At 38.8% G+C, this 12,544-nt stretch carries 12 protein-coding genes; 8 read left to right on the plus strand and 4 right to left on the minus strand.

What is annotated here, in order from left to right; genetic code table 11:
* Positions 1-43 precede the first annotated feature (43 nt).
* The gene (locus ACTWPF_RS03195) at positions 44-1,504 is read left to right on the plus strand and encodes an APC family permease (RefSeq protein WP_443148256.1); all 1,461 of its coding nucleotides are present in this window, start codon (positions 44-46) and stop codon (positions 1,502-1,504) included.
* A gap of 138 nt (positions 1,505-1,642) precedes the next feature.
* Here the strand turns inward: ACTWPF_RS03195 and ACTWPF_RS03200 are convergent, their stop codons facing one another.
* Together ACTWPF_RS03200 and tagD are read right to left on the minus strand one after the other, a co-directional pair.
* The gene (locus ACTWPF_RS03200) at positions 1,643-2,797 is read right to left on the minus strand and encodes a CDP-glycerol glycerophosphotransferase family protein (RefSeq protein WP_443148257.1); all 1,155 of its coding nucleotides are present in this window, start codon (positions 2,795-2,797) and stop codon (positions 1,643-1,645) included.
* Positions 2,790-3,182: a glycerol-3-phosphate cytidylyltransferase gene (tagD, locus tag ACTWPF_RS03205; RefSeq protein ID WP_443148258.1), complete on the minus strand. Its 393-nt coding sequence runs from the start codon at positions 3,180-3,182 to the stop codon at positions 2,790-2,792. The genes ACTWPF_RS03200 and tagD overlap by 8 nt, the downstream gene beginning before the upstream one ends.
* A gap of 181 nt (positions 3,183-3,363) precedes the next feature.
* On the opposite strand from tagD, the gene ACTWPF_RS03210 reads away from it, so the two are divergent.
* The 7 genes from ACTWPF_RS03210 to ACTWPF_RS03240 all read left to right on the plus strand — a co-directional run bounded on the left by ACTWPF_RS03210 (position 3,364) and on the right by ACTWPF_RS03240 (position 9,590).
* On the plus strand, positions 3,364-4,092 hold the full coding sequence (locus tag ACTWPF_RS03210) for a glycerophosphodiester phosphodiesterase (RefSeq protein ID WP_051558093.1): 729 nt from the start codon (positions 3,364-3,366) through the stop codon (positions 4,090-4,092).
* 363 nt (positions 4,093-4,455) lie between these two features.
* Complete coding sequence (locus ACTWPF_RS03215; RefSeq protein ID WP_443148259.1) at positions 4,456-5,505, plus strand: glycosyltransferase family 4 protein; 1,050 nt, start codon at positions 4,456-4,458, stop codon at positions 5,503-5,505.
* 81 nt (positions 5,506-5,586) lie between these two features.
* Positions 5,587-6,759, plus strand: coding sequence for an acyltransferase (locus tag ACTWPF_RS03220; protein ID WP_443148260.1), 1,173 nt, complete (start codon positions 5,587-5,589; stop codon positions 6,757-6,759).
* Between the two features lie 15 nt (positions 6,760-6,774).
* Positions 6,775-7,497, plus strand: coding sequence for a glycosyltransferase family 2 protein (locus tag ACTWPF_RS03225; RefSeq protein WP_238018031.1), 723 nt, complete (start codon positions 6,775-6,777; stop codon positions 7,495-7,497).
* A 3-nt stretch (positions 7,498-7,500) separates the two neighbouring features.
* The gene (locus ACTWPF_RS03230) at positions 7,501-7,872 is read left to right on the plus strand and encodes a DUF2304 domain-containing protein (RefSeq protein ID WP_238018033.1); all 372 of its coding nucleotides are present in this window, start codon (positions 7,501-7,503) and stop codon (positions 7,870-7,872) included.
* Positions 7,869-8,210: an EamA family transporter gene (locus ACTWPF_RS03235; protein ID WP_238018034.1), complete on the plus strand. Its 342-nt coding sequence runs from the start codon at positions 7,869-7,871 to the stop codon at positions 8,208-8,210. Before ACTWPF_RS03230 ends, ACTWPF_RS03235 begins: the two co-directional genes overlap by 4 nt.
* A gap of 3 nt (positions 8,211-8,213) precedes the next feature.
* The gene (locus tag ACTWPF_RS03240; protein ID WP_443148261.1) at positions 8,214-9,590 is read left to right on the plus strand and encodes an ArnT family glycosyltransferase; all 1,377 of its coding nucleotides are present in this window, start codon (positions 8,214-8,216) and stop codon (positions 9,588-9,590) included.
* On the opposite strand, the gene csaB is transcribed toward ACTWPF_RS03240, so the two are convergent.
* Together csaB and ACTWPF_RS03250 are read right to left on the minus strand one after the other, a co-directional pair.
* Positions 9,587-10,684: a polysaccharide pyruvyl transferase CsaB gene (gene csaB, locus ACTWPF_RS03245; protein WP_443148262.1), complete on the minus strand. Its 1,098-nt coding sequence runs from the start codon at positions 10,682-10,684 to the stop codon at positions 9,587-9,589. The genes ACTWPF_RS03240 and csaB overlap by 4 nt on opposite strands.
* On the minus strand, positions 10,684-12,543 hold the full coding sequence (locus ACTWPF_RS03250; protein ID WP_443148263.1) for a DUF5693 family protein: 1,860 nt from the start codon (positions 12,541-12,543) through the stop codon (positions 10,684-10,686). Before ACTWPF_RS03250 ends, csaB begins: the two co-directional genes overlap by 1 nt.
* Position 12,544: the final 1 nt, after the last annotated feature.

Consider the following 12,544-nt stretch of genomic DNA (forward strand, 5'->3'; position numbering starts at 1 on the left):
GACGAAACTTGTAACTGCCAAAATATATTTAAGGAGACCAATTATGGAAGAAAGAACGACACTGAAAAAGTCATTAAAGGCACATTGGGTATGGGCAATCGCGCTTGGCTCGTCAATCGGGTGGGGTGCATTCGTACAGCCTACAACCTGGATGACCACCGCTGGCCCGATGGGAGTTATCCTCGGCTTTGGAATTGGTGCTATTTTAATGATGTTGATCGCTGTAAGCTACGGTTTTCTGATTAAAAGTTTTCCAGTATCTGGCGGGGAGTTCGCTTATGCTTTTATTAGTCTTGGTAGAACCCACGCATTCATCAGCGGCTGGTTTCTAACGCTTGGTTACATATGTATTGTAGCTTTAAATGCTTCGGCGTTTGCGTTAATGTTCAAATTTGTTTTTCCTGCACTTATAGAAAATCTTCATTTATACCAAATTGCGGGCTGGGATGTTTACGGAATGGAAATTATTATTGCATCCGTGGCATTAGGCGCGTTTGGTTATTTTAACGTCCGTGGTAGTGGTATATCTGGTCGTATGCAGTTTGTCTTTTGTACAATTATGATTCTTAGTATTGTAGCCATAACGTTTATGGTGGGAGGGCAACCAGGAGCCGGACTGTCCAATGTCCAGCCATTTTTCCCATCTGATACTACAGCATTTGCGGCAATTATTTCGATTGTAGCAATTGCGCCGTGGGCATATGTTGGGTTTGACAATGTCCCACAGGCTGCGGAAGAATTTCATTTTTCCTCCAAAAAAGCTTTCTCATTAATCATTTTGGCTATTTTCTTTGCAGCAGTGCTGTATAGTTTGATGATCATCGCTACGGCTATGATTCGTCCTTGGCAAGAACTTGTCTCGGAATCCCATGTCTGGGGGACGGCAGCAGCTATAGAAGGACTATTAGGAACGATGGGACTTGTCCTGCTGGTAACTGCCTTGACAATGGGTGTGTTCACCGGACTTAACGGTTTCATCATCTCTTCAAGTAGATTACTGTTCGCAATGTCCCGTGCTAAAATATTACCTGAAGCATTCTCTAAGCTTCATCCAAAGCATAAAACGCCATATGTTGGGATTATTTTTACAGTAATTGTGGCAATGCTTGCACCATGGTTTGGCCGCGAAGCACTGCTTTGGGTCGTGGACATGTCTTCGATTGGGGTAACCATTGCGTATTTCTATACTTGTTATACTGCATTCTCCTTGTTTAAAACAAAGAAAGACGCTACCTTTAACGAGAAAAAACATACTGTTTCACCGTTGAAAAAGGTAATTGCTGCTATTGGGATGCTAGCAAGCCTCGTATTTCTCGGTTTGCTACTAATTCCAGGGTCACCAGCTTTCCTTGGAATTGAGTCTAGAATCGCGCTAGGTGCCTGGATTGTACTGGGTCTAATCTTCTACCTTGTAAAACGGAAAGAGTTTAATGAAATACCAGAAGAAGAACTTAACTATCTCATTACCGGTTCAAAAGAAATTGAAGCGAAGAATCGGGTATAATAAAAACCTGGTGATATGTGGTATATCACCAGGTTTTTTTACGCGTTAAATAAGTGATAGGAAGAAATACGCCATAGTTAAAATGTTGATGTTTTAAGTATAAAAAAACATACGTATTCACTAAAAGATGATCGAATGCTAGTGTTTCGAATAAAATAAGTCTACCAAATTCATACTGGACTCCCCCTTGGAATAATGGTTCCACTCCTCAGCAAACTTTTCAATTTTTGATACCGGATAATTGTACTGTTTGATACATGAAATTAGTTCTGAAGTGTTCTCGACAATTGGACCGGGCACAAGTGAGGTGTAATCCTCCCAGAACCCTCTTTCCTCTGCATATTCCTCTAAATCGTACGCAAAGAACACCATTGGCTTTTTAAGTAAAGCATATTCAAATATTACAGAAGAGTAGTCCGTTATTAAAATATCTGTGACATATAGCATATGATTGATCGTAGTATTGGTAATTTCAAAAACAAAACCTTCATAATGCTGGTCGATTTTCCATTGAACGGTAGGGTGAGTTTGGATGAAGAGCATATATTCCTGCGAAAAAGCATTATATAAAGCCGATAGATCTATATTCAAGTGTTCTCCCGAGGGACCATTTCTGTATGTTGGGGCGTATAAAAGAACCTTTTTATTCTGCACAGCAGGGTATTGGGCGACTATGTTTTCAACTACCTCTGCCTGTGCATGTTGATCAAAGAAAAAGTCTGTCCTCGGAATACCAGTACGTAACAGATTACGCTTGTCCAAACCAAAGGCGGAGCAAAATATCGACCCCATTTTTTCAGAGCCTACTACTACGAAATCCATTCTTTTATATACCTTCACAAAGCGCCGATACGTGTGCTGGGATCGCTCCTTAATCGCTTGATCTTTTAACCCAAACCGTTTAATTGCCCCAGCTGCATGCCATAGTTGGATACAGTATACGCTTTTACGGAACGTAGAAGCGGCAAGAATACCATAGTAGTTATCTACAAATACAATTCGAGAAGTAGCTAAATGGTAAATAGCTCGGAACCAGTTAAAGGGGTGTTTTGCCTTAAATGGTATCACTTTTTCGCAAGGATAGCCGTGTAGGTTCTCGGTACACCGTGCTGTTTGTAATATGATGCATTTTTGGTCAGGACTGTTGCCCAATTGCTGAAGTGTAAACCAGACATTTTGCCCAAACGAAGCAATAAAGGTCGTTTTATTTTTCTGTAGCGGAAACAGTTTAAAGAGTGTAAAGAAAAAGCGAAAAACATGAAGGTACACATAAATGAGGAATTCTCTACCCATTTTTGTTTAAGTCCTTCTTAATTTGCGTTGTTGAAATCCCGGTAGTTCTTGGGAGGTATATAACTTCACAATGCTCCTTTAAATAATCAAACTCCCCTTCCCAGTCATTCCCCATTACAAACGTATCAATAGAGTAAGATGCGATATCCGCTATTTTTTGTCCCCATGTATTTTCTGGTATTACTTTATCAACATCTTGTAGTGCTTCTAAAATGTCTTTTCGCTGTTCAAACGTATAGTAGGCTGTTTTCCCTTTCATCGTGTTGAATTCATCAGTAGAGAGCCCGACAATTAAATAATCTCCTAACTGCCTTGCTCTATTTAGCAAACGTATATGGCCAGGGTGTAGAATATCAAATGTTCCATATGTGATGACTCTTTTCATTTTTAGCAACCTCCATTATTAAGTATCGCTTTTTCAGTTAAGTAATTACGTACATAATATATGAATTTACAAATTATTTACTTCTACCTAATATGCACTTAATAATCCCCGTTTATAATGAAATTAATCGAGGAGGTAGGCAATAACTCGATAATAACGGAATAAAAAGGAGAAATGCTCAATGAATATTAGAGGGATAGGCCACAGAGGTTACCCTGTTAAGTATCCAGAAAACACGTTATCTTCTTTTCAAGCCGCGATTGATTTAGGATTTTCACATATTGAGTTGGATGTTCATCTTAGTAAGGATGGGGTCCCGGTTGTGATGCACGACTATAATATTGACAGAATGACAGACGGCAGTGGGGAAATTAGAGAATATACGGTGGACCAGCTGCAGGAATTTAATGTTGGTGAGTTCGAGAAAATTCCGACCCTAGAAGAGGTTTTACGCTTAGCTAAAGGTCAAATTCATGTGTCAATTGAGATGAAAAACACCAAATTATATGACGCAGTGGAAGAGAAAGTATGTCGTATCGTTCAGAAGCTACAAATGGAAGAAGAAGTATATGTGATTTCTTTTGATCATAAATCCCTTGCTAAAATGAGAGTACTTTCCTCAGATATTAAAATTGGACCATTGGTTACAAAGATGAAAAGGTCACATTTACGCCTAATTGAGAAGCTGGATGCAGAATATATTGCTGTGAAATTTGATGGTCTAAACGAGAAATATATTAATAAATGCGAGCAAATGGGCGTACAGGTGGTTGCTTGGACAGTAAATAGTATTGAACAAATGCAGCGTTTAAAAAAATTCCCTTCCATTTTAATTACGACAGATGAACTTGAGAAATATAAAGCATATAACGCAACTTATGCTGACAATTTAGAACAAGTCATCATCTAATAGTTAGATTTTTAGAGAGTGTAAACAACAAAATGGATAATGCTCTTTAAGGGCATTTTTATTTTGTACGTTTTGTAGAGGAGCAAGAGATTGGTCCTTATTTCGTGATATTGGTTTAAGTGCGAGTTCAAAAAGGAGGATAAAAAGGACCGAGAAGTTCGAGGCGGTGTAGCTTTGAGTACCGGGCTCACAAAGGATGTGTTGACTTCTGTTTTGTCCACAGGACGTGGACGGTTTTAACAGAAGTTCAATGAATTCTTTTAATACGTGAGGAACGGAAAAGCAAGCCAACAAAGAAATTCGATGTGTCACTTTTACCGGATTTTTTGAAAAACCTCTTTAAGGGAAGTAGGAGGATTTACTGTGAATTATAGTGGTATATTACTGTGCTTTATTATAGCAATTATCTTAACACCATTCATAAAAAAGCTCGCTATTAAGTTGGGAGCCGTGGATAAACCGAACTTACGCAAGGTACATGATAAACCCATGCCCCGAATGGGAGGGCTTGCAATTTATATCAGTTTTTTAATCGGTTACCTCGTATTTTTTAATGACGTTGCAGGTGGCTGGATGATATTAATTGGCGCCACAATTATTGTGCTCGTCGGGATATTGGATGATCTCTATCAATTATCTGCACGGATAAAACTGATAGGGCAATTGATCGCTGCCAGCATTCCGGTAATGGGCGGGTACACAATTGAGTTCATCACCGTGCCGTTTGGTGACAGAATAGAATTTGGTGTTGCTGCTATCCCGATTACAATTATCTGGATTGTCGCCATTACGAACGCAATTAATTTAATTGATGGACTGGACGGGCTAGCTGCAGGTGTTTCATCGATATCTTTACTAACCATTTCACTGGTTGCAGGAGCAATGGGGAATTTGCCGATTGCGCTCCTGTCTTTACTATTGCTAGGGGGAACGCTTGGCTTCTTAGTATTTAATTTCTATCCCGCTAAAATATTTATGGGGGATACCGGCTCATTATTCCTAGGCTATATGATTTCTGTCATTGCAGTTCTAGGCCTATTCAAAAATGTAGCGATATTTTCTCTAATGGTGCCCATCATTATATTGGCGATCCCGATATTAGATACGGTGTTTGCGATTGTACGTAGAATCATCCAAAAGAAACCATTATCCTCACCGGATAAACTGCATCTCCATCACTGTATTATTAGGCTAGGTTTTTCTCATAGACAAACTGTCATCATGCTGTATGCGTTAAGTGGGTTGTTTAGTCTTGCAGCTGTCCTTTTGACCAGGTCTGCTATATGGGGAACAACGATTGTTTTGGTCACGGTTTTAATGATGGTGGAATTGATTGTAGAAGTAACAGGGATTATTAGTGAACGATACAGACCTATATTAAATTGGATTGAAACGAGTAAACATAAGAAGTAGTGTTGGTTGATTATTAGGTGGTTATTTCTTGAGATTAATAGGATCGTAGTAAAAACAAATAGAAAGTAATGTGGTGATGAAGTGCAGCGTTTACAAAGAAGAGCCTTAGATGAAATACAGCTTGCAAGGGCATTTGCTATTTTAGCAGTACTAGCCGTTCATTCAAGCTCAAGTGGTGTGACGAGCATTGAAACCGATTCAATTCTTTTTCCTGTATATAATTTCCTTAACATTGCAGGGAAACTCGGTACACCAACATTTATTATGCTAAGTAGCTTTGTTCTTTTTTACAATTACTATCCTCGGCAGATCAATGGAGATTTGATTAAGCGATTTTACACGAAGCGATTGAAGTATATTTTAATCCCGTACATTTTATTCTCCATTCTGTATTTCGTGATAAAAATGTATGTCTACTATGATTACCCCAGCATATCTTACGCCATCCAACGGTTTCTTACCCTACTAGCAGTTGGGAAGGCGCATACACATTTATATTTTGTTTTTATCAGTGTACAGCTTTATATTCTGTTTCCATTATTATTATATCTATTTAAGAAAATTCATTTCTTGAGAAAGCACGCAATTTGGATAGGATTAGTATTGCAGTGGGGATGGGTTGTTTTAAATAATCATTATTTTCATATTGAATGGAAAGGGTCTGTGTCCTTTTCATACCTGTCCTTTTATTTCATTGGTGCTTATCTTGGTATTTATTATGATGACATAAAAGCAAGCTTTAATAAAAAATACATAAAAGATCGTATCCTTATCCCGTTATGTATTGGTTACGGCGTACTACTCATACTGTACACCGGTTATATGTACACCGTTAGAATTGGGGTATTCCCTTCCATTGCAGTTAACATGCCTGAAATCATAACCAAATACATAGGAGAGTTTACTTGGGCTACCCATGCTTTGTTTGCAGGCATTCTACTGTTTTATCTAGCCCATTTGGCAAATAGGGTATTTAAGCCAATTACCAAACAGTTCTTTATGGAAATTGGGGCAACGTCCTTTGGGATTTATTTGATACACCCTTTATTTTTAATGGTGTTCAGGCAGCTCGTTTCATCTGGTTCACCACTGGTTTACCATGGTTGGCAAATTATCACATTTATCTTTGTAGGTCTGTTAAGTTGGCTGGTTGTCAGACTAACGTCAACATACATTCCATTTAGCTGGATGGTATTTGGGAAAATGCCTCAGTCCCATGCTACGAAAAAAGTGGAAGAAACGAAAACGGGATAAAAAAGGGGGAGAACCATGGATATAAAAAACGTACCTAAAACGGCGATTATCGTCCCGGCATACAATGAGGAGGACAATATTGCCAAAACATTGGAAGGATTAATGGCGTTAAAGAATGAACTGGACAATGTGGAAATATGTGTGGTGAATGATGGTTCACAAGATAGAACGAAAGAAATTGTAGAAACATTTGAGGTTGTCCAAATCAACCTTCCGCAGAACCTTGGAATTGGGGGAGCAGTACAAACAGGTTATAAGTATGCCTGCAATCATGACTTTGAAATCGCCGTGCAATTTGATGCAGATGGTCAGCATAACATTCAAGACTTTGTTAATTTGATCCAGCCGATTATGAACCAAGAACAGGACATGGTTATAGGGTCTAGATTCCTACAAAAGACGGATTATCGAGGGAGCAGGGTCAGGAGAATTGGTATTTATTACTTCTACCTTGTATTAAAACTTCTGACTAGAAAAAAATTCACAGACCCAACATCAGGCTATAGGGCCATCAATCGTGCGGTAATAGAATTATTTGCTCATCATTATCCGAGGGACTATCCAGAACCAGAAGTACTGATGCATTTAAGTAGAAAAGGGATGCGGATAAAGGAAGTCCCTGCAAATATGCAATCCAGACAGGGAGGGGCCTCATCGATTACAACATGGAAGAGTTTTTATTATTTTGGTAAGGTAACGCTCTCTATTTTAATGTCTTCGATTGTGAAGGAGTATTGACGTATGGATATTACCTGGATGTCATTTTTTATTATTGTTTTGTTTTTTATTATCGTAATGGAATCCGTGCGTAGAGGAATATTGGAAACAAGGGATTCGCTCATTTGGATTTTTACCTGTATGGTGCTTGGTGTGTTAAGTCTGTCCAGAGACTTACTTGCCTACCTTGCAGATATACTTGGGATTGCCTATGCTCCAAGCTTACTGTTCTTATTTGGTCTCATTAGTACCATTATCATGATCTTTGATTTAACGAGACGTATTTCGAAATTAAATAATAAAGTTACGGTCCTTACACAAGAATTCGCGTTGCTTAAGGAAGAACAAGAAAGAATGAAACAGGACAAAAATGAAGTTAGGAAAAAGAAAATATGAATTACATTTTATTAGTTATCAATATTCTCTTGTTAGTTAGCGGTCAGATGCTTTGGAAAACGGGCATGGCTCATCTTTCCCCAGTAGGACTACATACGATACTGCATGTTGTAAAGTCACCATACATCATTGGTGGGGGACTCATTTATGTGCTGGCGACTGGAATCTGGTTGTATTTGCTCACTAGAATGCCATTTAGTATTGCCTATCCATTTCAAAGTTTAGCCTATGTATTAGGAATCTTTATTGGCTTCGCCTTATTTAAAGAAACGGTCACACCTATTCAATGGGCAGGCGCAGCCGTCATTGTTTTTGGTGTATACCTGATAGCGAGGTAATCTATGAAAAAGACGTTCGGTCTAAAACATTTACATAAAAAAATGCCAGTATACATGCTCATAATTCTCTTATTCATTTCGACAATCATGCATACATATTTTTTAATAAAGCATCCTGGCAGCAATTTTGTGGAACCTACAGAGGAGCAAATTCAAGAGCAACTGGAGAATGGGGAAATAACCGTAAGTGTGGCAAAACTAAGAGAGCATACATGGAAATACGGTAGCAGGGATGCTTATTTATACACCAACATGGCAAACCAGCTTATCGAGCATGGCGTGTACGGATATGACACCCGCAATACTGGAGAAATTATAAAAAATGCTTTTGTAACGCCAGGTCATCCACTATTGCTTGTAGCAATTTTCCATATTGCAGATCTATTCCAGGTAGAACAGATGACGATGGTGAAGCTCTTTAATATGGTGCTGAGTATTGGAACCGTTCTATTGTTATATTTAATTGCTTCACTGATCTTTAAAAATCGGTGGGTGGGAGTTGTAGCGGCTGGATTATATACATTCTACCTTACGCCACTTCACTATTTTCGAACAGCGTTAACAGAGACGCCAGGGATCTTCTCTTTTTGTCTAGCTATCTATGTATTTCTTATAGCTTTACATACAAATAAAAAAATATTCCATATGCTTTTTGCTATCGTATTTTGTTATGGTGTCATGATAAGACCCGTAATTGCACCGCTTGTGCTGATTGGCTTTGCTGTTATAGCATTTCGCCATCGCCATCAGTATAAGCAATTCTTTTCAGTCGCTATATTTTGGGGAATCGGTGCATCCGTTGTGATTTTGCCATGGCTAATAAGGAATTATATAGCGTTCGGCGAATTTATTCTGTTCTCTACTCATTCTGGGAATAGTTGGTTTGCAGGAAGCAACCCGTTCAATATGTATGATTTCTCAGAGTATTGGAAAGAACGATATGAACTTGGGATGGAAGCAAAAGACTATGCGATAATGAAAATAAAAGAAGGCTTCCAGGAGAACTTTGGTCTATGGCTGTCCTGGTTCACGATTGGAAAGACATACGAGTTATTTAAAATTCCTGATGCTATTTATTATTACACATCTCTATCATATATGGATGTGTTCAAGTGGACACACCATATCATCGTGAACGGAGCTTTGATAACAAGTGTTGTTACAGTCCTAACGCGAAAAAAGGAACTACTAGCTTTAGCCTCTGTGGCCTTCATGTATATCGGGCTTTCTAATTTATTTTTAACCATTCCAAGGTATGGATTCTTTATTATTCCAGTTCTTTGCATTATCACGGCTGCCGGAATTGTAGTTCTCCTCAGCACGTGTTCTCGATTTGTTATAAAACGATATGACCAAATGAAAAATGCGAGCAAAGCTTAATAGCTTTGTTCGCATTTTAACTCTTGGATGAAAGTTTCGAACACCATTTCAGGTGTTTTTTTTGCGTTTTGCTGGTGCTCGCTAACCTTGCGCCTTAACTCTGCTTGTTTCCATTCTTCCATCGAAAGTATCCGCCTGATGGTCTCCCACAAATCATCCGATCCCCAATTGTCTTTCTCTACATGGCCTATTACAGGCTGGTCGCAAAGGCTGGCAAACGCATCAATTTTTGGATCATAGGATATTGCCACAAAAGGCGTTGTACATATTGCTGAAAAGATAAGCGAATGGAGTCGCATTCCTATAAGTAATTGGGAATCTCCAATAATAGCAATCTTTTCTTGTATGGAAGCGTTGGAAGGAAATAGATAGCTCTTTTCTTTCATTAGGTCAGCTGTTTTCTTAGATTGCACAGCATCCTGTTTCCCATGCATTGGGACAAATACAATGTCAAAGCCGTTTTGTGCGAGGTCATCTAGACAAGTGGCCACTTTCTTATGGTAAGCTTGCTTTGTTGGCCAATCTCGTATACTTACCGTAATGAAAGGGCGTAAGTGCTCACTCGTTTTCCAATTATGGCTGAAGGAAGCTTGATCGAGCCCAAGAACCGGGTCTGGTACAATCGGAGCAGGACTTGTAACGCCAATATCACTTAGTAATTGTTTGGAGGCTTTGTCTCTTACTGTTATCTGACTCACATTGTTTAAGGTTGTTTTTACAAGCCATTTATTCAGCTTACTGCTTATCGGTCCCATACCTTGTGCATATATAAATACAGGTTTATTTAAAAACTTGGCTATCCTCATAACACCAGTATAATAAGGAATGGTTAACATCCCTGTTTTATCCTGTAACAGGCTTCCTCCTCCACTTATGAGTCCATCTGAGGAACGAATTGCTCGTGTGATTTCCTTGAGTTTCCGCCTGTTTACTGCTTGAACGTTGTACGTCCTACTAGTGGACGCAGGATTGTTGGAGAGAACGGTTATGTTGACGTTTGGCTTAACAGCTCTTAAGGATTCGATAATAGAATAAAGGATTGCCTCATCTCCTACATTGTCAAAACCGAAATAACCTGAAATTACAATATGCATTAGACCGACCTCTTTTCAAGTAATCTATGAATCAAAGGAATACATATTTTTAGAAGGAGGATGAGCAAGACACCTATAAGATACCCAATCAAAATGCTATATCCCGTACGCAATAACGAAATGTGTAATGGAATGTGCAAGTGTGTAAATGTATTTACAATGGATAGAAATCCAATGATCCCAGGTATTAAAAGAAGCTTACCTATAAACGCGTTATGTCTGATTACATAGAGGGCCAGGATATAAAAAGGAAACCCAATTAAAAACTCTTTTGTTCGCGGTCTAACATAAAGGAGGTCTTCAAGAAAGCTCCGTGCCATAAGTTCAATCTCACTAACGGTACTATGATTTCCTGTCCGGGCGATATAGTAGAAACCTATTGCACCTAATAGCACGATAAGCAGCATGTGCCAGTACTTTACATTTACTTGTAAGAGTTGGTATCCTTCTTTCCAGAAGAGATAGCCTACGGTGAATACTAACGGTACAAGGTAGACAAGTTTCACCCCACGAAATGCTTCAAACCCTGTTATAAATGCGTTGCCGTTTAGTAACCCAACTATAACCAATATGCCAATAGCGCTAATGCCAAGCGCTTTTCCATAATGCAGGCTAATCGTGAGCATTTTAGCATCTCGCATCTTTCTAGTAGAGAGAATGGCATAAATAGGAGTTGCCATGGCTATTAGCAGTGCGAATGCCTGTAACAATAGAAGCTTTTGTGTAATAAAGTAGCCGATCGCGATTAGCGTCATAAATATAGCGGCCCACCATTGGATCTTTTTCCATTTCATTAGTTCCGCAACAATATAGGTAAATAAAATACCGGCAGCCAAAAGCAAGGCGATTGTCCACCATGGTGTCTCGATTTTCTGAAATGGAGAAGGGGTCCCGTTCTGAAATTGCGGTTCCAGTTTCGTGTTAACCTCTGTTATAAATTGAACAGCATTATCCAGTGTTTCTTCGGGCTCCACTGTTTGCAAATGGAAGAATAATGATCGGATATTGCGCTCTTTAACTGCTCTTACAGCTTGATCAATATTCTCAGGCAATGTTTTGTTATTTAGATGAATACTATGCATTCGTACCGTGTTATAATCTGTGTCTCTAGCAATGGTCTGCATGCCACGCTGCATACTGAATTCAATAAAGTAAAAATGGTAACCAACCTCTGTAAGCTGGTCTGACCATGTCTTTACAAGATTTATATTGGGATAGCCAACAACTTCATTCCCTGTAAAAAGAACCCCAGAGGCTTTCTCATCATGAAGGTCAACTAGCTGACTAATCGATTCTTCTATAAGACCTTCTTGATTTTCCATGCGATAAATAATGTTTAGGTCATGTTGCTGGATTTGCTTTATTGTTTCCTGATTGTATCCAAGCCTACGAGAGAGTGCTTGAGAATCTTCTTTAATAAAAAATAGCGATTCATCCCCAATTGACCTCACTTCTGGATGAAATGTTTCCTCTATAATTTCTTCATAATATTCATTTACAGGTTTGCTGATATAGTACCCCTTGTCATCTGGGTTAATATCTGACTCTGTTTCACTGAATCTTAGGGCTTGCTGTAGTGTTTTATCACTGTAGATGGAAACAATACCTTCCTGTTCCATCCATTTTAATGAAAATGGGGTAATGCTTACTGTTGTTAAACCAGCTTCCTTCAGTGAATAGAGGACATCATTAACGTTCCATTCGTCATTTGCTGTACTTAATTGGTCTATCTCCTGAAATGGTAAGGCTAATTCAAATGTATTATTTTCATGCTCGGTCATGCTTCTTTGTAAAAGACCGGGGAAGGAAGCAATAAGTAATAAGATGATGACGATCCAGATCCATAGGTTTTTTCTCATG

Origin of the sequence: Oceanobacillus sp. M65 (assembly GCF_052246275.1) — a bacterium.
Lineage (GTDB): Bacteria > Bacillota > Bacilli > Bacillales > Amphibacillaceae > Oceanobacillus_B > Oceanobacillus_B jordanicus.